Annotated in this window: 21 protein-coding genes; 4 read left to right on the plus strand and 17 right to left on the minus strand. The window is 38.9% G+C overall.

The genetic code is table 11. The features are described 5' to 3' along the window. Positions 1-41 precede the first annotated feature (41 nt). The 7 genes from NMK36_RS23080 to NMK36_RS23115 form a co-directional block, all read right to left on the minus strand. Positions 42-206 (minus strand): endonuclease/exonuclease/phosphatase family protein, encoded by a 165-nt coding sequence (locus tag NMK36_RS23080; protein ID WP_186440310.1) that lies wholly within the window; start codon positions 204-206, stop codon positions 42-44. Between the two features lie 9 nt (positions 207-215). Then, the gene (locus tag NMK36_RS23085; RefSeq protein ID WP_072718292.1) at positions 216-1,637 is read right to left on the minus strand and encodes a dihydrolipoyl dehydrogenase family protein; all 1,422 of its coding nucleotides are present in this window, start codon (positions 1,635-1,637) and stop codon (positions 216-218) included. A 185-nt stretch (positions 1,638-1,822) separates the two neighbouring features. Continuing rightward, entirely contained in the window at positions 1,823-4,624 is a 2,802-nt protein-coding gene (locus tag NMK36_RS23095) for an SUMF1/EgtB/PvdO family nonheme iron enzyme (RefSeq protein ID WP_438822833.1), read from the minus strand. Positions 4,625-4,809: 185 nt separating this feature from the next. Beyond that, positions 4,810-5,274 carry an ABA4-like family protein gene (locus NMK36_RS23100; RefSeq protein ID WP_254174713.1) on the minus strand — a complete coding sequence of 155 codons (465 nt, stop codon included), beginning with the start codon at positions 5,272-5,274 and terminating at the stop codon, positions 4,810-4,812. A gap of 363 nt (positions 5,275-5,637) precedes the next feature. Next, a complete protein-coding gene (gene hisS / locus NMK36_RS23105) occupies positions 5,638-6,921 on the minus strand; it encodes a histidine--tRNA ligase (RefSeq protein ID WP_254174714.1) in 1,284 nt (427 codons plus the stop codon). Positions 6,922-6,939: 18 nt separating this feature from the next. Continuing rightward, positions 6,940-7,251 carry a hypothetical protein gene (locus NMK36_RS23110; RefSeq protein WP_072718288.1) on the minus strand — a complete coding sequence of 104 codons (312 nt, stop codon included), beginning with the start codon at positions 7,249-7,251 and terminating at the stop codon, positions 6,940-6,942. Between the two features lie 22 nt (positions 7,252-7,273). Further along, positions 7,274-7,576 (minus strand): helix-turn-helix domain-containing protein, encoded by a 303-nt coding sequence (locus NMK36_RS23115; protein WP_072718287.1) that lies wholly within the window; start codon positions 7,574-7,576, stop codon positions 7,274-7,276. A 448-nt stretch (positions 7,577-8,024) separates the two neighbouring features. On the opposite strand from NMK36_RS23115, the gene NMK36_RS23120 reads away from it, so the two are divergent. Further along, the gene (locus NMK36_RS23120; protein ID WP_072718286.1) at positions 8,025-8,255 is read left to right on the plus strand and encodes a photosystem II protein, Psb35-related; all 231 of its coding nucleotides are present in this window, start codon (positions 8,025-8,027) and stop codon (positions 8,253-8,255) included. 776 nt (positions 8,256-9,031) lie between these two features. Here the strand turns inward: NMK36_RS23120 and NMK36_RS23125 are convergent. From NMK36_RS23125 to NMK36_RS23140, 4 genes are all read right to left on the minus strand, one after another. Then, positions 9,032-10,366 (minus strand): IS701 family transposase, encoded by a 1,335-nt coding sequence (locus NMK36_RS23125; RefSeq protein ID WP_072718077.1) that lies wholly within the window; start codon positions 10,364-10,366, stop codon positions 9,032-9,034. Between the two features lie 196 nt (positions 10,367-10,562). Continuing rightward, positions 10,563-10,844 carry a hypothetical protein gene (locus NMK36_RS23130; RefSeq protein ID WP_072718285.1) on the minus strand — a complete coding sequence of 94 codons (282 nt, stop codon included), beginning with the start codon at positions 10,842-10,844 and terminating at the stop codon, positions 10,563-10,565. Between the two features lie 35 nt (positions 10,845-10,879). Beyond that, complete coding sequence (locus NMK36_RS23135; protein WP_254174715.1) at positions 10,880-13,150, minus strand: heavy metal translocating P-type ATPase; 2,271 nt, start codon at positions 13,148-13,150, stop codon at positions 10,880-10,882. A 133-nt stretch (positions 13,151-13,283) separates the two neighbouring features. Next, the gene (locus NMK36_RS23140; protein ID WP_254174716.1) at positions 13,284-14,723 is read right to left on the minus strand and encodes a sensor histidine kinase; all 1,440 of its coding nucleotides are present in this window, start codon (positions 14,721-14,723) and stop codon (positions 13,284-13,286) included. Positions 14,724-14,787: 64 nt separating this feature from the next. Here NMK36_RS23140 and NMK36_RS23145 point away from each other — a divergent pair, with 64 nt between their 5' ends. Next, entirely contained in the window at positions 14,788-15,363 is a 576-nt protein-coding gene (locus NMK36_RS23145) for a Uma2 family endonuclease (protein WP_072718282.1), read from the plus strand. 23 nt (positions 15,364-15,386) lie between these two features. On the opposite strand, the gene NMK36_RS23150 is transcribed toward NMK36_RS23145, so the two are convergent. From NMK36_RS23150 to rfaE2, 5 genes are all read right to left on the minus strand, one after another. After that, the gene (locus NMK36_RS23150) at positions 15,387-15,758 is read right to left on the minus strand and encodes a hypothetical protein (protein ID WP_072718281.1); all 372 of its coding nucleotides are present in this window, start codon (positions 15,756-15,758) and stop codon (positions 15,387-15,389) included. Positions 15,759-15,765: 7 nt separating this feature from the next. Continuing rightward, complete coding sequence (locus tag NMK36_RS23155; RefSeq protein ID WP_083579916.1) at positions 15,766-16,014, minus strand: ApaLI family restriction endonuclease; 249 nt, start codon at positions 16,012-16,014, stop codon at positions 15,766-15,768. A 62-nt stretch (positions 16,015-16,076) separates the two neighbouring features. Beyond that, complete coding sequence (locus NMK36_RS23160) at positions 16,077-16,799, minus strand: heme oxygenase (biliverdin-producing) (RefSeq protein WP_254174717.1); 723 nt, start codon at positions 16,797-16,799, stop codon at positions 16,077-16,079. Positions 16,800-16,967: 168 nt separating this feature from the next. Then, on the minus strand, positions 16,968-17,696 hold the full coding sequence (locus NMK36_RS23165; protein ID WP_072718280.1) for a GUN4 domain-containing protein: 729 nt from the start codon (positions 17,694-17,696) through the stop codon (positions 16,968-16,970). Positions 17,697-17,924: 228 nt separating this feature from the next. Beyond that, on the minus strand, positions 17,925-18,428 hold the full coding sequence (gene rfaE2 / locus NMK36_RS23170) for a D-glycero-beta-D-manno-heptose 1-phosphate adenylyltransferase (protein ID WP_072718279.1): 504 nt from the start codon (positions 18,426-18,428) through the stop codon (positions 17,925-17,927). 414 nt (positions 18,429-18,842) lie between these two features. Between rfaE2 and hpsJ-B the strand changes: the two genes are divergently transcribed. Next, positions 18,843-19,676: a hormogonium polysaccharide biosynthesis protein HpsJ gene (gene hpsJ-B / locus NMK36_RS23175; RefSeq protein WP_072718278.1), complete on the plus strand. Its 834-nt coding sequence runs from the start codon at positions 18,843-18,845 to the stop codon at positions 19,674-19,676. A gap of 143 nt (positions 19,677-19,819) precedes the next feature. Continuing rightward, positions 19,820-20,728, plus strand: coding sequence for a glycosyltransferase family 2 protein (locus NMK36_RS23180; RefSeq protein ID WP_072718277.1), 909 nt, complete (start codon positions 19,820-19,822; stop codon positions 20,726-20,728). Positions 20,729-20,757: 29 nt separating this feature from the next. Here the strand turns inward: NMK36_RS23180 and NMK36_RS23185 are convergent, their stop codons facing one another. Further along, on the minus strand, positions 20,758-22,527 hold the full coding sequence (locus tag NMK36_RS23185) for an ABC transporter permease (protein WP_254174718.1): 1,770 nt from the start codon (positions 22,525-22,527) through the stop codon (positions 20,758-20,760). Positions 22,528-22,538: the final 11 nt, after the last annotated feature.

The raw sequence follows: 22,538 nt of genomic DNA on the forward strand, positions 1-22,538 counted from the left end.
GAGTTATTCTGGGTGTTGAGTTAGATTCCTTTACTTAAAATTTATCGATGTAAATCTAGGAGTTGATGCGCTTTTCCTTCCTGAGTTGCAATGATATCTGGGTCATGGTTTTGAATCAATTTTGCGATCGCATAACGACGAAATTTCCAGTCATTATTACCCAGATCTGGTTTATCATAACGAATATTAAAAGTGAGAATTTTCATAAGCTTTGATTACAGCGATCGCCTCCAATTAAAAAACCGCTCTAAAAAGGTTTGTTGCCAAGAATTATTCGCATATTGTTGTTTTTTCAATAATAAGGCAGCCTTACTATTAACTTCTGATAAGGTAGGATAAATATGAATTCCTGTCAAGGCAGAAACCTTAAGTCGATGGGACATCGCTAAAACAATTTCATGAATTAACTCTCCAGCCGATGAACCCACGAGATGAGCACCCAAAATTTCTCCATTGCCTTTAGTAATAATTTTAGCAAATCCCTGGGGTTTTGCTTCGGCTAGGGCGCGATCAACACTTACAAAGGGTTGTTTTAAAACATAAACATTCTCTCCATATTCTTCTTTTGCTTGCTGTTCTGTTAACCCCACTCTTGCTAATTCAGGATCAGTAAAAGTAGCCCAAGGTATAACTCGATAGTTTACTTTACTAATGGGAAAAAATAGGGTATTTGTTAACACCACAACTGCTTCATAACTCGCAACATGAGTAAATTGATACCCACCAATCACATCTCCGCAAGCGTAAATACACGGATTGGTTGTTTGCAGTTTATGATTAACTTTAATTCCTGATTGACTAATTGTAACACCTGCTGCTTCTAAATTCAAGGATTCAATATTGGGAACTCGCCCCACCGAAACTAAAATTTCATCAGCTAAAATGTTATGGTTTCCAGCAATAATTTTCTTTTTGCCATTTTCAATTTCAACTCGTTCTGCTTTGGTATGATTTAAAATCACAATATCTTCGGATAACAATTGCTCTTGAACCACCTGTGCTGCTTCAGGATCTTCTTTCGGTAAAATTTGATTCCGACTCGATAAAATTGTCACCTTTGACCCTAACCGAGAAAAAGCTTGTCCGAGTTCACAACCAATAGGCCCTCCTCCCATAACGGCTAAAGATTCAGGACAATTTTGCACAGAAAATACCTGTTCATTCGTCAGAAAACCAGCTTCAGTTAACCCTGGAATATTAGGAATAGCTGGACGCGAACCCGTTGCAATGACAAAAGCTCTAGCGGTTAGTTTTCGTCCATTAATACTAAAGGTTTTTTTGTCTAAAAATTGACCTCCTCCAAAAATGACTTCAACCCCTAAAGATTCAAATCGTTCTGGAGAATCATGGGGTTGTATGGTAGAAATAACCTGTTGAACATGACTTGCAGCTTGAGCAAAATTAATGTTATAATTGTCGGTATAAATGCCAAATTTAGCTGCATTTTTAACTTCATAAGCAACCCGTGAAGCGTGAATTAAAGACTTACTGGGAACACAGCCAAACCATAAACAATCCCCCCCTAAGCGATCGCGTTCGACTAAGGCAACTTTGGCTTTCAATTGTGCTGCTGCACTGGCAACAACTAAACCCCCAGAACCCCCACCAATCACTACTAAATCATATTCAACTGCCATATTTTGACCTTAAAATTGTAGATTCAGAAACCGGATTTTTTCAGCTATCTTTCTATTATGCAGGAAAGATTAAGGTAGAAACCCGGTTTCTCGATACAACTATGGCGGCTCAGAAACCAGGTTTCTTCAGCTATCTTTTGATGCAGTAAAGATAACGGCAGAAACCCGGTTTCTCGGTCAAAGGGTTACAGAATCCACGCAGGAGGAAGGGAAACAACGCGAAAACCAAAGTTCCTGAGCCGCTCAGTCGGCTTCTTCCCACAGCGATTGGCACTGCGACACTCCCTGGGATGGGTGTACCATGAACCTCCGCGTAATACCCGGTATTGAGTATTTGCGCCCGACTCCCAAACGCTACCATCAGTGGGCGCGCCATTATAATTTTCATGCCAAGGGTCAGCGCACCATTCCCAAACGTTACCGTGCATATCGTATAATCCAAAGGCATTCGGGGGAAAACTACCGACATCGGTGGTTTGTTGACGATAGGTTCCTGTTGGTGCAGAAGCGTACCTATATTTCGCGTCGTAATTCGCTAAATCGACTGTAATTGTTTCGCCAAAATGGAAAGGTGTTGTTGTTCCCGCCCGACAAGCATATTCCCATTCTGCCTCAGACGGTAAACGATAGGTTTTGCCTGTTTTTTGGGAAAGTCGCTGACAAAATTCTTGCGCTTGGTACCAGGTTACACATTCAACAGGTCGATTTGCGCCTTTAAAACTAGAAGGATTATTCCCCATAATGGCTTGCCATTGAGCTTGAGTAATGGGATATTTTGCCATAGAAAAGGCAGCAATATTAACGGGATGTATGGGTTTTTCAGTGTCATCTTCTGGTGAACCCATCATAAAAGTTCCCCCAGGAATGGATACCATTTCTAAGCTGATATTATTGCCTAAATCTTCTTTGAAAAATTCAGCCCGACAGTGTTCTAGTTTGGTTTCCTTTCCTAGTACGTTAACCGTAATCACATCAAATTTAAATTCTCTTTCTTGAAGGTGTTTTTCTTCTTCTTCCTGACGTTTTATTTCCGTTTCCATCTGTTCCTGACGGCATTTTTCATCCCAAACCCCTTGAACAACATCTCGATTATGGGCAACTCCGGGTAAATTAGGATTGAGGGCGAGACAGGAATTATAATCTGTGATCGCTTTTTCATATTCTCCTAATTTATAATAAGCATTACCGCGATTATTGTAAGCTTCAGCATAATTCGGATTCAATTGCAAGCTTTGGTTATAATCTTCTATCGCCGATTGATATTGCCCTAATTTACTATACGCTAATCCGCGATTATAATTGGCATCGGGGGAATTAGTTTCTAGTAACAACACTTGGGTAAAATCATCAATTGCGGTAGAATATTCTCCCTTTTGACAATGGTTTTGTCCCCGTTTATAACAGGTTTGAACAATATTAACCCGGTGGGTTTCTCCCAATATTGCTAACAAGTTATTCACATTTTCAATATAATCTAAATCCTGAGCGGTTACAACAGAATTAACAGCATCCCATAACTCAGATTCTTCAGAAACCCGGTTTCTTTGAGAAACCGAGTTTCTTAACTTCAACCAATATTCAACAGAATTCAACAATTGTGTTTTCGCCCAAGATTGATTCGGAAAATTGACTAAACCTTGGGCTAATTTTAATATTAATTCAGGAACCCAGTGGGAACGTTCAACGGCTAAAGCTTGATAAATTTGTTCATAACCGGAAATCACAACCCCCACCACTTCATCTGTAACCTCTCCTTCAGGAATATTTTGAGTTAAATCTGGGAGGAGTTGTGGCAATAAGGGTGTTAAATCATGTAAAAATAGATGATGGGTATCAGCTATCCAACCTGCAACTAAACAATGACAAGTAATTAAAAACTGATACAAATCTTCAAAATGTTTGCGATTAATTTTATAGTGAATTTCTAACTCATTATCCTCAATTCCCGCTTCTCGCAAACTTTGTTCTTCTTCCCAAATCTTGAGATTAATTTCATTATCCCCGCCCCGTTTTTCAATCTCAGCTTGGGTTTTTCCTAATGCAATCAGTTTATCTTTTGTATTCTTCCAAGTCAAGGCGCGAGTTTTAGCAGAATTATACAAAATCTCCCGATAGGATAAACGAGCAATAATGGTTTGATAGGAATATTTAGGTTGTCCTATTGTCCAATAGGCGGTTCTAAAATTGAGATAACCGCCATCAAATTCCGACTCTAATATTAAGGTCGGTTCTGATTTTAAGATCCCAAATAAAGCTTTAATACTCGCTTCACTATGAAAGCGTTTACTTTCCCAAGCTCCTGCTAAAAATTCTATCGGTCTTCCCTGTTGAGAATAGTAGTCAAAAAAATCACGCAATTGTTGATTTAAGGTTAATTCAATATCGGGGAAATTTTGATTTTTTTCAACAAAATGTTCAAATTTAACTTTAGGTGGCGCGATAAAAACTCGCAAAGGAATTAAACTATTATGACTGTAGGATTCTAAAATTTGTGCAGGAGGTAAAGTCAAAGGCCAATTCGCAAAATTTTTCTGAACTTCTGCTTGGTTATGGGCAACTTTTATCGCTGTTTCCCGTTGATATTCAGCGATGGCTAATTGAGTTTCTCGGTTATATTGAGCTAATTCAGTTTCCAGGCTTTTTTCCTGTTCAAAACGCCAGCGTTGAAACTCAATATTGCTTTTGTGAATGGCTAAGTTAACACTTTGGATATATTCTTGGAGTTCCTTTTGTCGTTGATGATTCAGTTCCGCTTGTTGGGCTTGAAAGTCTCGATTTTCTTGATTTTGAATATATTGTAATTTTAGCTCTGCTAACTTAATTTGTTGTCGTTTTTCCTCCATTTTAACTTGATTATCTACTATTATTCTTGTACTTAGTTCTTGGGTATCTGCTATGTATTTATGAGGTAGGAATATAGATTCTAACCCTCTTTTAATTTTGCCCCAAAAACCGATTTTTGTATCTTCTGGTAATCCGCGTGTCATGGGTTAATCTCCGATTAATAAATTCTGCGGTGGTTCTTTGATAAAATTGGTAAATTAATCCAAAAATTTTAGGTGTATTGAGGTAGGGGTTGGGCGAGGAACAGTAGGGACTCAGAAACCGGGTTTCTTCTACTATCTTTCTATTATGCAGCAAAGATTAAGGCAGAAACCCGGTTTCTCGGTATCTAAGAATTTGATACTGGATTAATTTCAGACTGGGGTTGAGAAAAAAACAGCTTACTAATCCAATTGGTTAGAATATGAGATAATAATCCAAACGGCCCCGCAAATAAACAAAACGCTAAGGAATGACTTGTCCAAATTCCCGTTTTTTGTCCATCCCAATAAATCCAACGTCCGACAAATAAATCCATCACTAAAAAGTGAATCCATCCCGTTGCTGCGGCATTTTCATCAGCGAAGAAATGGGCAATATCTGATAATTTTGGATTGGATAATGCTGCTGCATTCTCAGGGTTAATACTGCTAATAAACAGATATAAATAAACTCCCGCTAACAACACAAAGGGAAGATAGGACTCCATGACTTTTCGGGTCACTCCCCAGTTCGGTAAAATAATCATTAACGCCCAAAAGGGAAGCACAAACAGGTTCGCAACATTGAAAATTTGGTCAACAGCAATTGTCATGGTAAGAATGATGAGGATAAATGCTTTAAACTCTATCATTTTAAAATATTTTTTAAATTCGAGCCACTTTTTAGGAAATTTATGTTATGCTATCGGCAAGTTAATTTAGACCCTTTATTACTATGAATACTCACGATCTTTTTATGTTATTGATTCTGTTGTTCCCCGGTTTAGCTCTATCAATTATTATTATGGCAACCTTTGCCGCTGGAGGTTAAAATCCTGCTAGAAGTGGATGTGGAAGTGGAACAGGCATCTTGCCTGTTAAACACCTCTTAAACACACACTATCACTTCTAATTATTAGAATTAATGAGGCAGAGCCTCTTGATAGCATTCCAATGCAGAGCATTGGAACGAGAGATTAAGGGGTTTTTAGGGTTTTAATGTGTTCCCGAAATTGATCAATTTTATCGAATAAATCTGATTGATTAATTGTGATTTCTTCCCCTGTTTTTAACCATTTTAACTTAATTGTTTGCTGTTCTGCTTCTGCATCTCCTAATACTAAACAAGCCACAGCACCACTGCGATCTGCCCGTTTAAATTGTTTACCAAAGGCACTTCCACTTAAATCTAACTCCACACTGAAGCCATTTTGACGTAATTTTTGAGCTAAAATTAACGCTTGAGATTCAGCTAAATTGCCCCTAGAAACCATATAAAAATCTAAGCTAGAACCCGAAAGAGAATTCAACTGTTGTAACAAAATCACTAACCGTTCTAACCCAATTGCCCAACCCACCGCCGGAGTTTCTGGCCCCCCTAATTCTTGCACTAAACCATCATAACGACCGCCGCCACAAACCGTTGCTTGAGCCCCTAAATCATCAGAAATAATCTCAAACGCCGTATGGGTATAATAATCTAAACCGCGCACTAATCGAGGGTTCAAACTGTAAGGAATTTCTAACGCCGTTAATAACTGTTGAACCTGTTCAAAATGAGCGCGAGAATCGTCTCCTAAATACTCTAAAATACTCGGAGCATCTTGAACAATTTCCTGCGTCCGTTGATCTTTACTATCTAAAATTCTTAAGGGATTTCGAGATAAACGATCTTGAGAATCTGGATCTAATTCATCTTTATATTGAGTTAAATAATCCACTAAAGCTTGACGATAAACTTGACGATCCGTTGAATTTCCGACAGAATTTAAGTTGAGGTTTAAATTTTTTAATCCTAACTTTTGTAATATATTAGTCGCGATCGCAATCACTTCAACATCAGCCCTCGCATCCCGACTTCCTAACACTTCAACCCCAATTTGATGAAACTGTCGTTGACGTCCGGCTTGGGGTCGTTCATAGCGAAACATCGGCCCGGTATACCATAACCGTTGCACTCCTCCGGTCGCGTGGAGTTTGTTTTCAATAAAGCTGCGAACCACGCCCGCCGTTCCCTCTGGACGCAAAGTAATTGAACGTTCACCCCGGTCAACAAACGTATACATTTCTTTGCCGACCACATCCGTCGCTTCCCCAATACCCCGTTCAAATAAAGCCGTTTGTTCAAAAATTGGGGTGCGAATTTCTTGATAATTTGCCTTCAATAAAATATCTCTGGCAACAGACTCCAGCCATTGCCAGTATCCAATTTCATCAGGCAGGATATCTCGTGTTCCTCGTAATGCTTTAATCAGTTCCATTAGTTTCTTAATTAATCGTTACTCCTGTGGCGGATCGATTATCTCCCAGGTTCCATAACGATCGTTATAATACGCCAAAATTTGATCAATCTGTTGACGAGTTGCCGAATCATGAGTGTCATCATATTCGATCCATAAACTGCCAACCTGACTTTGAGTGTAATCAAATTCTGGCAGTATTTCATCAGGACTAATGCTTGTCGGAATTAACCCCGTGTTCACTCCTTCGACCTGACGCAAATGTGCAGCCACTTCTCGATACACCGTTAAAGGAAGTGTCCGACAGCGAACTTGATAGCGAAGCCGTTGTTTCTGTTTAACTGTTTGCATTCAACATTAACCTATTGTTTCGCTATTCTACTGAAGAAGAAATGATAGCTTCCGTTTCATCGTCAGTGGGAATTAGCGGTAGAGGACAGCAGTTAATATGATCCAGACAAACCTTTCCCCATTGCAACGCCCAACGGACTAAAGCCACTCGGTTATCCGTTGCAGTTTTTGTGAGAATGTTACTGATATGATTATCAACTGTACGTTTACTAATTTCTAGTTTCTCCGCAATTTCTTGATTTGTTAATCCACTCGCAACTAACTCCACAACTTGCAGTTCTCGTTCTGAGAGTGAAACAGGAGTGCGAGAATCGCTTTGCGTCATATTAGCTTCCAATCTCTGCATAATTACCTATTTATTATTCTAAAGGGAACTTGTCAAAAAATATCCTTTATTCGATCAGGCTTAGAAATTTCTAATCAACTCTGCCTGTACAAGACATCACTGGTGTATATCAAATCTAGCAGAAATGCTTATCACTATTTTCTTAATTCTTCCTTAATTTCTGGTTTTAGTTGGCGGTTGATGGTTGACAGTTTGTTGCTAGGAAGCCAGGATACTCCCCCTTCTCCCCTTCTCCCCTTCTCCCCTTCTCCCCTTCTCCCCTTCTCCCCTTCTCCCCTTCTCCCCTTCTCCCCTTCTCCTCCCCACCCCCCTAACCAGGTACGGTAAACACACCAAAAAAAATCTGTCAAGTTATTGCAATATTTTTTAACTGTCTGTTACAATCGTTTACATAGAAAGCAAGCTAAAGCAGGTTAGGAGAAAAGTTATGTTTACCGTTTTAATTTCTTTATTCATTGTGGGTTGGGTTGCGGCTGTTGTAATTGGGACTCAAGCTTACTTCCGGGGTGAACAAACCAAACCCATTCACGAACGGAACTGGAATTCCAACTCCTTTGAGCAAATCGCTCAGTCCGTTACAGGTCAAGAAACCGACTACAGCGTCCGCATTCCTGCCTATAGTTTAGATGCTTACGCCAGCAATAATTTAGGCAATTAATTCTCTAAAAATTTACTCTCAAATCACAAAAAATAAGTAACGTTTTTACCCCTGCAATTCGTGGAAGATGGCAGGGGTATTTTTTTATTCTAATTTATTCTAATAAAATTTTTCAGAGTCAAAGTTTTTGCAGGGGATAAAAACCCTCATATTTAGCTCCAACGATGGGGCTTTTTTTGTGCTTTTTAATCGCAACTTTTTGTAACTAGATTTTGTTGCAGAAATTTAAGTTTTAAAAGTTTTTCTTTGGAGTTTTCCAGAGGTTAAAGAGTTAGAGCTTTTAGCAACTACAGAAGGCTCTGATTTTTTAATTTCTGTTTGCGGCGGGAGGTGGAGTCGAAGCCTCCTTCGATTCCGCATTAATAGAAGACTTCGACTAATTTGTGTTGGCTACTTATTTCTAGGTAGCTACGTTACACAATTTTGTAACCTTTCGGCTACGGGTTAAGGTGCTTTCACTACTAGAGCGTCAAGCTAGGGACGTTATTTCTATGCGGTAGAGGCATCCCCCCCAGTTTGTATTATCATAAATCTAGTTTTTTGTCAACAGTTATTGATTGTTTCCCTTCAATTACTGCATTAATAGAAGACTTAAACTAAGTTGTGTTGGCTGTTTCCAATAATTCCCCTAGCGAGTAGGGAAGCCTCCCATTTTAAACCCATACAGCATCGGATGTCTAGGCGGCATTTGCAAGACTCAGAAAAATCATCGGCTGAAATCATATTTTATCCCTCTTCTGTCACTCTCCGAAATCAACAAGTAATAAAAAGTAGAGTTATCCATTGGGAAAATAAGATTGAAATTGATTAATATTCTCAATTAATTTATGAAAACCCACTAATAAATGGCGGTCGGGAAAAATATCTAGCCACGGGACAATCAACCACAATATAATAGTAGGCTGAATTATTAAACGCAGATTATTTAAAACATTTTTCCATCCCTCTTTGTGATTCCATTGTTGATGAGTTGAGCAATCGGTGGTGTTTTTTTTGCTCTCAGATTCTCGGGGACTGCCTTGACTTAAAGACCGGAAAACTTCGGAGTTGAAACTAATCATTAAATACACACAGAAAATGATTTCCCACCATTTTTCTATATCGGGAAAATCCGTCAACCGATAATCAGTCCAACCCAGTTCTTGTTTACATTGTCGAAATCCATATTCCACCCATGTTCTTAACCCGTATAAATTACCTAATGTCTTTTTCATCTGGCTTCTCTTCTCTGTTAAATTTGTCATGACAAACGAAGTTGATGTTTCTGGCATCGTTTCTGGATCTGTGGTAATTTCCCAATAGGTTCTTGTACTTCTTTTCCCAAATATGATTTCTCTAATATATCTGGTTTCTGATTCTTGATTGCTAAAAATCCTCTCAAATTTACACCATTTGTTGGCTCTAACTTTCTGCTCGCTTGACATCCAGACTCCATGATTACTTCTTATTGCTAGTACCCAAGGAATTTGAAATTGATCTAATGTACTGATAAACGAACTACTTTCACCATAAAGGCTATCTGCTAATACCAATTCAATCTGAAATCCCCAATCAACCAATTCTGTTAGAATTTCTGATGCGATTTCAATCTTAGTTTTGTAGACATCTCCTTCTTTTAATGTTCCTTTGGGTTTAAATACTCTAAACACTAAAGGAAAGGTTATATTTTTATAAACACCGTAAGCATTAACTGATACTATTCCCCGATCTGTTTTGCCCACACTTCCCAAGTATTGTCTAGCTATATAGTCGGTTTTTTTTCCCTTTCTCCTATCTCCTGTCTCATCAATTATTACTATAATCTTCTCTCCTTTCAATGCTTTTAGAGTTCGGGCTAATCTTCTTTCCTTTAATTCCCTTGCTGACCAAGGCGAATTGGCTAAGAAATGATGCAGTGATTGTGGCGACCTAATTCCTACTATTTTAGCAATTTCCGGTAAAGATTTTCTCGGAATTGGTGAGATAATTCCTAGATGTAAGTATTTAAAACATTCGTAACTTCTCACTTCTGGGAATAGGTCTTTATAACCTTGACAATATTCATCAATCACTGAAACTGTTGGTTGTGCATCTCGGGCTAAATGTTTGATCATCTGTAATTCTACATCCATTACCCTATCCCCCTTCTAGCTACCCATCTGGTTTATTTTCTAATTTTACTCCTCGGAGACTGACAGAAGAGGGTTATCGTAGGGGTTAGGAGACCCAACCCTCTTGGTGTCTGGGTTGGGTCTCCCAACCCCTACAGGTTTTAATCACAAATCATTTAGACTAGCCAGATCAGGAATTCTAACGTTTTAACGGGTTTCAAGATTTCTCCTTAATCTCTAATTCTTGAATATTCTGATTGATTGTTGCTTTTTTGGCTTTGGGTTTACTCAATAAAAACCACCACAATTCTAACCCAATTAAGGCTAACCCCCCCGCAGTAACTACCATTTTTGTTGATAAGGACTGTTCAATTGTCCGAAATTGATTGTTAGAGGGTTCGGAATGGGATTCCATTGCTCGAAGGGGAGCAGAATTAGCTATTAAAATTGATAGCAAAATCCCGCTAAATTGTAATCTTGTTTTGTGTTTTTTATTCATAATTATTTATGATTAAAATCATATTGTTACCGAGTTTAATTCAGTTTAAACTGACGTAAACGTAAAGCATTGGTAACAACAGAAATTGAACTCATTGCCATCGCTCCTCCTGCAATAATGGGATTTAATAACCAACCTGTTAAGGGATAAAGAATTCCGGCTGCAATTGGAATTCCGGCTGAGTTATAAATAAAGGCAAAAAACAGATTTTGGCGAATATTATTCAAGGTAGCTTTACTTAATTTAATGGCGGTGACTAAACCCATTAAATCCCCTGAAATTAAGGTAATATCACTAGCTGCGATCGCCACATCTGTTCCTGTCCCAATGGCAATTCCTACATCCGCTTGAGCTAAAGCCGGAGCATCATTAATTCCATCCCCCACCATGGCTACAATTGAAGGCTGTTTTTTCCGTCCTTTGCGTTCAGTTTGCAGGGATTTAATCATATTCGCTTTTTGGTCAGGACGAACTTCTGCAAACACCCGTTGAATTCCCACTTCAGCAGCGATCACTTCGGCGGTTTTTTGATTATCTCCGGTTAACATCACCACCTCTAAACCCATTTTTTGTAAGGCTTGAATAGCCGTTTTTGAGGTTAGTTTCACCGCATCGGAAATCGCAACTAATCCTTCTATTTCTCCATCAATGGCTATCCAAGCGGTGGTTTTTCCTTCAGACTCCCAACTTGTTTGATACTGTTGTAAAGGTTCAGTTTCAATTTCTAATTCTTCCATCCAGCGAGACGTTCCAATTTGTACAAATCGATCTGAAATATACCCTTGGACTCCCATTCCTGCTAAAGCTTGGAAATTGCGAATTTCAGGTAAGGGAAAAGTCACCCCTTGTGTTTTAGCATATTGAACAATCGCCTCTGCTAACGGATGTTCAGATTGTTGTTCAATCGCTGCGACTAATCGTAATAATTTTAATTCATGATCATTGTTGATTCCACCTACGGTTACATACTGGGTAACAGTGGGTTTTCCGGCGGTAATGGTTCCGGTTTTATCTAATACAATGGTTTGGATTTTATGGGCTAATTCTAAACTATTAGCACCTTTAATTAAAATACCATGTTCAGCCCCTAAACCAGTTCCTACCATTACAGAAGTGGGTGTTGCTAATCCCAATGCACAGGGACAAGCAATAATTAAAACGCCGACGGTTGTTGTAATGGCGAGAGTCAGATTTCCAGTCAAATTAAACCAGAGAATAAAAGTAGCGATCGCAATGGCAATTACAACTGGAACAAACCAACTCGTTACTTGATCTGCTAATTTTTGAATCGGTGCTTTTGACCCTTGCGCTTGTTGAACTAACTGCACAATTTGGGCTAATACGGTATCTTTTCCCACCCGTGAAGCTCGAAATTTAAAGCTTCCGGTTTTATTAATCGTAGCCCCAATCACTTCATCCTCTGGATGTTTTTCAACGGGAATACTTTCTCCCGTTACCATCGATTCATCAACCGTAGAATTCCCTTCAATTAATTCACCATCAACGGGAATTTTTTCACCGGGACGGACTCGAATAATATCACCAACATTCACCGCTTCAATGGGAATATCAATTTCTTCTCCAGACCGAATCACACGAGCAGTTTTTGCTTGTAATCCCATTAATTTTTTAATTGCATCGGATGTTTTTCCTCTGGCGCGATGTTCAAGTAATTGACCGAGTAAAATTAAGGTAATAATCACAGCAGCCGATTCATAATAAACATCTGCCGATAAGCCTTGATTTAAAAATAATTGCGGGAAGAAAGTGACAAAAATAGAATACAAATAAGCAGCCCCTGTTCCCACTGCTATTAAAGTATTCATATCAGCTTGATGACGTTTTAAGCCTTTCCAAGCTCCTAAGAAAAAGGCTTGACCTGACCAAAATAAAATCGGTGTTGTCAGGATTAATTGTAACCCAGGATTGTGCATCCAGGTGGGAATCCAAGGTAAATTTAAACCCGTCATCATCGGTAATCCTCCGATAACTAAAAACACACTGATAATGGCACTAATTGCGACTTTTCGGGTTAATTTTTGTTCAATTTCTCGGTTTTCTTTTTCACGATCTTGGAGATGGGAGGTTGTATCTTCTATCGGTTTGGCACTATATCCCGCATCGATAACCGCCTGTTGAATTTGCTCAATATTGGTTTGCTTGGGATCAAATTCAACGGTGGCTTGTTCAGCACCAAAATTAACGTGACAAACCGCAACCCCATCAACATTTTGAATCGCTGTTTCTATGGTATTGGCGCAGGCGGCGCATCCCATTCCCTTTAATTGGAAATAGCTTGTTTTCATGATTTAAACTCCATTATGAGTTCAGGGAGTGTGTTGACTTTGCTGACACACCCTACACTGTTGTTGATGTTATTCTAAAGTCTCCTCTTTACTGGAGTGTCAAGGGGGGATAGAAAATTAAATTTGTAATCGCTTATAACCCGCTCGGATGTAGAGGTAAAGTAACTGTAACGGTTGTTCCTTGATTAATTTGGCTTTCTAAAGAAATTTGACCGTGATGATTTTCTACTATTGCTTGGGCGATCGCTAAACCTAAACCCGACCCTCCACTATTACGATGAGTCCGAGAGGGATCAACGCGATAAAACCGATCAAAAAGATGGGGTAAGGCTTCAGGAGGAATTCCAATTCCTGTATCTTTAATTATAACTTGTAAGGCTTCAAATTTCAAGAGAGAATGATTTTTTTCCCAAGATTCTGTTACTTTTCCTAATGTAGGTTGTCGTTTAATTTTAGGAATCTGTTTTAATTCTATTTTAATTTCACCACCAGCCGGAGTATACTGGACAGCATTACTGACTAAATTCGTAAATAATCGCACCAATTGATCCCAATCTCCTTGTAAAGTAAAGGGTTCAGTTTCGGTGATAGGATGACTATTGGAATTGGCAATAATATCCTCAGAATCTTCAATAAAATTTAAGGAAAGATGGATTTTTTGTTGTGTTACGATCGCTTTTTGTTCCTCTATAACCTCCATTAATAGCCCATCCAAAGGAAGGGAAACAAATTGGGGTTTAACAATACCGCTATCCTGTCTAGCTAAAAATAATAAATCATCTACTAACCGACCTAAACGGCGAGTAATTCGTTCAATAACTTGCAATTGTTGTTGTTCAGAACTGGATAAATTGGGTTCGGCTAAAGCAGCCTGCACATTGGTTTGAATCATCGCAATTGGATTTCTTAATTCGTGGGACGCATCGGCGGTAAATTGTTTTAATCGTTGATAAGAATCTCGTACAGGTTCTATTGCTAAACCGGATAAAAACCAGCCAATTGCAGCCACACCAATCACCATTGAAATTGTTCCGATTGTTAAATCCAATATTAACTGACGAATGGGTTTTGTAACTTCAAACCAAGGATGACTGACTCGTAAATAGCCTAATACTTGCCGTCCAATTTCTACCCGGTCTGTGACTTGTCTTAAAATCATTTCTGAAGGGTTCAATTGTTCTGAAATATGAACGGTTTCCCCACTTCGATTAGGATGCAAGGGAATATCTAAAGCTTGAGAAAAGGTAGACCATAATAATTCCCCCGTCGGACTAAACCACTCAAGATCAATATGATCATCTTCAACGGTATTAGAATTATTTCTAAAACTCGCTTCAACATTAACTTGAAATTGACCTGCTAAAACCGCAGGAGACATTGCTGGAGGGGTAGAAACGGGTTCAATAACAAGGGAACGTTCAACCACTTCTACAACGTGATTTAAAGTATCATCAATGCGTTCAATTAAGGTATTTCGCACATAGAAATAAAACCCACTCGCAAATAATAATAATAAAATAGCGGTAACTGCGGTATACCAAATTGCTAACCGTCGCCGGGTTGCTTGAAACATAAGTGATAAATTTTTGCTAATCTATGAATAGGTTAAAATTCTATTTTAGGGTAAGGAAAGGATCATGATCTTACAAGTTGAAGTCAAACAAATCTATACCCTTGAAGACTATCTCGATTTTGAGGTGAATTCCTCAGAACGCCATGAATATATTAACGGTGAAATTAGACCCATGACCGGTGGAACTCCCAATCATAATCAAATTGCTCTTAATTTGAGTGGAACACTAAATTTTTCCCTCAAGCGTCAACCCTATCGCGTATTTGTTACCGATCAACGGCTTTGGATTCCCGAAAAACCCCTCTATACCTATCCTGATATTATGGTTATTCAGGGTGAAATTCAACTCCAAGAAGGCAGAAAAGACACGATTACAAATCCGTTAATCATTGCAGAAGTATTATCAGCATCAACCCGAAACTACGACAAAGACGAAAAATTTGCAGCCTATCGTACTCTTCCTACTTTTCAAGAATATCTCCTCATAGATCAATATACAATTCATATTGAACATTATTATAAAACCGATCATAAACACTGGATATTTGTGGAGTATAATAATAGCAATGAAAACCTAGTGCTTAACTCGATTCCGTTTGAAATAGTTATAGCTGATATTTATGATAAAGTTGAGTTTTAAACCCAAGAATTAATTTAATTCATCTAAGATAGTACCTTGTGAACCGTATAAGCAGGAGCTTCTCTAATCATGACATGATTGGGAATATCTGTTACTTCAAGCTCAAAAAGATCATCAGAGGTTTTAACTAAAATCGATTTCAAAGCTCCTTTAGCTTGAGATGCTTTATGCAATAAATTCAGTGCTTTGTGTAAGCTTTCTCCCTGACGCTGTACCCGAATTGGGACAGGTTTACCTCGATAATTCTGTTTTAAAATAGCATCTATTCCTTGATTTCTTTGGACAGGAATAATATCTAAACTTGAAATAATATTTAATACTTCTTCATCAAGATTCAGGTAAGCGTTTCGACCTTTTTTCAGTAACAAAGACCCAGACTTAATCGGGGTTTTCAATCTATCTTTAGAAAATAGCCCTTAAATCTATACCCGTTCTTTCATTAACATAATTCCAGGCACTCTCTCCATAGTGATATTCACCACCAATTCCCTTATAAAGGGTTTCTAAAGTTTGCTGAACTCTTATAGCCTGTTGTCTATTGGGGTAATAAAACATAATACGAATAGGTCTGTAACCTGCGGTTGATATGGTTTTGATTCTAGTATGTTCTTTTGTAATTAAATTAAAATCACTGCAAAATCCTGAACCCAAGGTGACTGCTTTACAGCCATCTTACGTTCAGGATTAAGTTGAATCTTCCGTGTTTTAACTGATTATTCGGCGGCGGTTGCTAACTCTTTCGTTGACCCTTGGGTACGACGGCGAGTTAACGTATTAAATAACATTTGACCAATTGCTTTAATTAAATTACCTTCTAATTCATTGAACATTTTCATGTTCATTCCGAAGGCATCATTGGCTTCATCAACAATGCGAGTTGCCATGTCTTGGTCAATATCAACGCTATCCATTTGTTGACGATAATTCACTTTAAAAGCTTTTTCATCAGGAATATCGTTGAACTCGTAAAATTGGGTTCCTTTCCCCTCTGGGAGGTTCATGGCATTTTGAGCAATTCCTTTGAGAATTTGCCCCCCTGACAAGTCACCCAAATAGCGAGTATAGAGATGAGCAATTAACAATTCGGGTTGAGAGTTAGATACTTCCCGAATTCGAGCAACATAGGCTTGTGCTGCTTCGGAAGGTTGTACTTCTTCCTTCCAATTTTCTCCATAATAAAAGTATAAATCCTGCTCTAAACTTTGTTTGCGGTTGAGTTCAGGAAAATACAATTTGGACAAAACAGGATGGTTGCGGTGGCGTTCCATCTCCTCTTCCATTGCAGAGTAGACGAAATAGAGATTTCCCGCTAATTTCCGGTAAGACGTCTTTTCTACCGTACCCTTTAAAAAGCACTTGATAAAACCGACGTTTTCCGCCATTGTGTGAGACTTTTTCGTGCCTTCTCGCAGTTGGGTTGCTAAGTTAACGCTCATACTAAAAAATTTAATCCCAAAGCTAAATTCAACAGTAGGGGTCTTGCTAATGACAGCACCGTGAAAAAACCGCCTAATTTTTAAGATTAAACTGATTTGATGATAAATGGTGTTAAGAATTGTCACATTTGCGGGTCGGGATTCGTTATATTCTGAATGCAACAGGCCTTAAGACTTTAACCAAGCTGGGTGAGAGAGTAACGCTTCAATGACTCGCACTCCTCGCAATTGATTAGATAGAGGAAGATGACCTTTTGGTGCTGTTAAATCCCAAGTAAATCCTTGGGGGTAGCGCGTCCAATTTCGACCCGTGCGCCACCCAATTTTCGGCCAGAGTTTATCCCAATTTTTATTAACACCAAGCCAAAGTTCTCTTTGGATAGAATAGCCAAATTTGCCTTCAGAATGAATCCGCCAAAGAGCATCAAGGGTGTGTAAATCCGTTGTTGGAAAGCGTTCAATCTCAGAAAAATAAAGCCATTTTCTTTGTAAGGCAGAAGCACCAGCTAATTCACAAAGGTTTTGTAAACTTAATTTATCAGCCTCTAAAAAATTTTGTTCGGCGAGTAATTTTTGCAAGGGAATATAATCTATTCCGGCTTCGGATTTTAACGGGACAATTCCCGTAGGAAAATGGGTTTGCAAAAAGGTACTGACTTTTTCTGAATTGGGATGAGCCGTATATAAAATTTGATAAACTTTACCCTCAACTACACTAGGGGGATGAGACTGCTGTTTTAATAAAAATTCCATTAAAACATCCCAAACCGTCTCCCCACCTTGGGTTAATGTTTGTAGTAGTTGGAATTGGGCTTTTTCCGACCCTGCAAAAAGCTGAGAGCGTAATTCATCCGCACTCATGAGGTCAAGTTGTGGGGAAGTGGTCAAGTCAGTCATAAGGGGCGTGGCGTTTCAGGTTTTGATTGAGTACAAAATTCTCAACTTCAATTATTGTACAAGGAGCCGGGAATAGTTATAGCAATACGCATTACAGTTGGACAGACGCGCTATGTAGAGGAAGGTAGCATGGCGTGTCTCTACTCAATCCAGCAAACTTATTCACTGCTTACTGTTCCCTGTTCCCTGTTCCCTGTTCCCTGTTCCCTGTTCCCTGTTCCCTGTTCCCTAGCGCGTAGCGCTATAACCGTTGAGAATTCGTTGAATCAGGGCAGTGGTGGACGAGGGAACTTCAATATTAATGAAAGCCACTTCACCGCCATAGCATTCTACAATAGGGGCTTCCGGCAGGGTTTCTAAGGTGTAGTCTCCTCCTTTAACGTAAATATCGGGTTTCAGGGTCGCGATTAAATCATCGGCTGTGGTTTGGGAAAAAATCACCACACCATCAACAGGTTTCAAACTAGCAAGCACTTCCGCCCGTTGTGCTTCAGGGACAATCGGACGGGGAGGCTGTCCGGGTTTTTGGGGTTTAATCCTTTGAACGGACAAATCGCTATTTAATCCGACAACGAGCGATCGCCCTAAAGCTTTAGCGGCTTGTAAATAGCGAACATGACCTGCATGAATTAAATCAAAACAGCCATTCGTAAAAACAAGCGGACGCCACTGATCAGGATGAAGGGTGATGTCTTGTTGTAATTGGGTTAAGGTGTAGAGATAAGGAGTCATTCAAGTCTAAGTAAGGAGGATGAGAATTTATTGAAATCAGTTCACCAGAGGAATATCATTCACGTTTTTTTTGTTTTGTCAAGAGGTTTTTAGCTGTCCCAATCCCCTCTATCCAACAAATTACTGAATCTCAGTTCGCTGTTATTGCTCCGAACCGATTAAGATTGTAACGTTTGTTGATCTTAACCTTGCAAAGGAATTAGAAAATGAAATACTGAATGGGTAAGGACAGATAAAGCCAAACCCTTAATTTTTGAAACCTGTTGCAACCGACCCATAAGTTTGATAGAGAAAGATAGGAACTCTCCTGCCTGAACATCTCCTAACTAACTCTCAAAAGTTTGGGTTAGGCGAGACATCAGGAAACTCAGATCTCGATCTGGGTCAACCATTACTTAGCTTACGCATAATCCAATGAAAGCCACTTCTAGCCGTCAATTTTCCTCTACAACCTCTGTAATCCTAAAACTGGTTGGGGTAATTTTACTTCTCTCTTCCCTTGTGGATTATCTGGTACTTTTGATTCCGCCGAATTTTCTCAATCGAGGGTGGCAAATTAATGTCACCAGCGACTTAGTAGATCGAGGTATTGTGCCTATGGTGGGAATAGCCTTGATCTTTGTTGCCTTTTGGATAGATAGTGCAATAGAAGGAACTGTCAAACCCAGTAAACCTTTTACCAGTTTAAGATTTTGGGTGGCATTACTAGCAAGTTTATTGGGATTGTTGTATCTGTTACTGTTTCCGTTGCATCTCAATAATACTCGTTTGGCTAGAGCCGAAGCTCTTACACAAATTAATCAACAAGCTACTCAAGCTCAAACTCAACTGGAACAACAAATTAGTAGCGAGCAATTTCAACAACAAATTCAACAGCGAAAAACTCAGCTTAAAGATCAATTTTCTGGCTTGACACAAAATCCTGATGCTCTCAATCAAGCGCTTTCTAATCCCAATCTACCGAAGCCAGTTAAAGACATTTTAGAACAGTCTAAATCGAATCCGAAAGCTATTGAAGAGTTCCTCAATCAACAAGCAGATAATTTACCGACACAGTTGTTAACTCAAATTCGCGATCGCAAACAAGAACTTGAACAACAAGCCAAAACCCAATCGTTAAAATCAAGTTTACGAACCGGAATTAGTAGCTTATTATTAGCCATTGGCTATATTACAATTGGCTGGACAGGATTAAAAGGTCTGGGTATTCTCCGGGGTGGAAATCGTCGTAAAACGCCAGCAGCTTAACAGTTATCAGTCAACAGTAATCAGTTATCAGTGAAAAAAAATCTTGATTTTATTGATTCAAACCAACAATCAACTCAATCCTAACTGATAACTGATAACTGATAACTGATAACAGACAACTGATAACTGATAACTGATCTTTCATGTTTTCTATTTATATTCTCACTGCCAACGAAGAAATTGATATCGCGGATTGTATTGAATCGGCATCCTTATCGGATGACATTATTGTGGTCGATTCTTTCAGTCAAGATCGTACCGTTGAAATCGCTCAACAGTATCCCGTTCGCGTGGTGCAACATCGCTTTGAAAGTCACGGAAAACAACGGACTTGGATGTTACAAGAAATTCCCACTAAACATGAGTGGGTTTACATTTTAGAAGCCGATGAACGGATGACGACTGAGTTGTTTCAAGAATGTTTACAAGCCATCCAAAGCGATGATTTTATTGGGTATTATGTCGCGGAACGGGTGATCTTTTTAGGGAGTTGGATTCGACGCAGTACCCAATATCCTCGGTATCAAATGCGTCTTTTTCGTAAGGATAAAGTTTGGTTTACCGATTATGGTCACACCGAACGAGAAGTTTGTAACGGCCCTACGGGATTTATTCAAGAAACCTATCCCCATTATACCTGTAGTAAAGGGTTATCCCGTTGGATTGAAAAACACAATCGTTATTCAACGGATGAAGCCGTAGAAACACTGCGCCAGTTACAGGAGGGAACGGTAAATTGGAAGGATTTATTCTTAGGTTCATCGGAAGTTGAACGGCGACGTGCGTTAAAAGATTTATCCTTACGTTTACCTTTTAGACCCCTAATTCGGTTTCTGTATATGTACTTGATTTTAGGGGGAATTTTAGATGGTCGTTCAGGATTTACTTGGTGTGTTTTGCAAGCGTTTTATGAATATTTGATTCTGCTGAAAGTTTGGGAGGTTCAAAACTCACCTCAACTTTATGCAGATCAACTTCAAGCGATGACCTTACCCAATTTAGAAAAAGTAGAATCCCAGACTGTTATCTCCAATCTGGGAACAGAACCTTAATCCTTATTTTTTGATCAGGTTTTTATTGTTCAGGGTGCTTTTATTCCAGACGCTAAGGCTTTTAATTCAGATTCCCCTGCTTTTTTTAACAATCGTGTGAGTTGTACATTACACAGAATAATCATTAATCCTTGACCTACAAAACTCATGGCAATTGAGGATGTGGTAGCAAAAGAAACTGAGACAAAGGACAAGACAGACCACACATAGGCAGCTTCACTAGCGGGTTTAGAATTAAACAACAGAGCAGTAATAAATGGAGGAATAATCAGAAGTGCTGATACAATTCCGGCTGACCATAGGGTTCGTTTTGGTGTTTTCATCATCAGCATTAATTGAGCAATACTGGCACAGAGCAGCATAAAACTCAAATGTAAACCAACTGCTAACAAAATTTCGATTTTTTGAGAGGGTTTAACGATGAGGGAAATCGTTACAATCCAAAGGGTAGAAACAATTAAAAGATTAATCAAAATGGCAACAATTGCCGGACTTTTCTCGCCCCAAACTAAATCCTTTCCCAGGTCTATCCACCAATCCTGTTTCCGTTCTCGACGATATCGAACCCAATCTTGTAGCGTTTGTCGTTGAGGTGAAAGAGCAAAAATCAAACCTACAATTAGAAAAATATTAGCGATAAAAATTGCAGAAGAATCATTATAAACCGATTCAAAATTAGCAGTTGTAAACCCTAAAGCTAATAAGGTGAAACTAATCGTTAATAAATAACTTTGTTTCTTACTTAAAGCCGGAAGATTGGGATGATTGTAGTTCCGTTTTAACGCTTGCCAAATCCAATAGGTCAAAACCGCATAATTGAGTAACGCTAATCCCCATAGAGAAACACCATTTTCTCCTATCCGTAATCCAAACCATTCTAATTGCTGGATCTTGGCGTGAGAGAAGGGATAATTTAAGTAACTTTCTCCTGTGCGATTAATTAAATAGCGAAGCAAACAGGTCGGAGAAAATAGATTTAGCCAATCCCAACCATCATGGGTGATAGCTTTATTATTCGCAGTCAATACAAACAGGAAAATGAAGCTACTCCCGACCCAAGATTGTAATCCATGTAACCAAGAACTGGTGGTAACACCCACTAACAATGCAAGACTATATAAAAATGCACAACTGGCTACCGTCAAACCATAAAAACTTAAGGTTTCTAAGGGTGAGATATTAGCCGAAATTCCAGCCCATAATTGATAGGGAATCGTTAGCAAAATTCCGAGATAAACTAAACTCGGTACACCTAATAATTTGCCAATTAAAATAGTTTGGGCAGATTGGGGACTTAATCGAATAAAATTCAGGGTTCCTCGCCGTTCTTCGGTGGCTAAATCATTAATCAGCATATAGGTTCCCAGAACAATTAAGCTAAAAACTGCTAACACACTGATCCAAATAAAAATATTTGTCCAGTAGTCCGTAAACCAACGATTAAAATCAATTAAATTATGAGGACAATCAGAATTTTTGAGTTTTTCAAGGGTTTTCAGTTGTTGTTCTAAAACTGAACGTTTTGTAGCATCGGTTATGTTAACCAGTTTATCTTGTATTTGCCAATATTGTTTCTCATAGGCTTGAAACGCTTGGTTTTGAGAGGGACAGTAGGGGCTAGAAATTGGGATTTTCTTGAGTCCTGGAAAATTATCGAAGGTGGAAAAAAATAGCATCACTTGACTGAGGATAGAAATTCCGATGACCATCAGAATATTGCGAAGTCGAAACCGACCTTTTAATTCTCGAACCAGTTGGGGGTTCCACTCTCTCAATTGATTGAAAACGGGAAGGTTCATGATCGTTATTC

Source organism: Planktothrix pseudagardhii (assembly GCF_904830925.1).
Classification (GTDB): domain Bacteria; phylum Cyanobacteriota; class Cyanobacteriia; order Cyanobacteriales; family Microcoleaceae; genus Planktothrix; species Planktothrix tepida.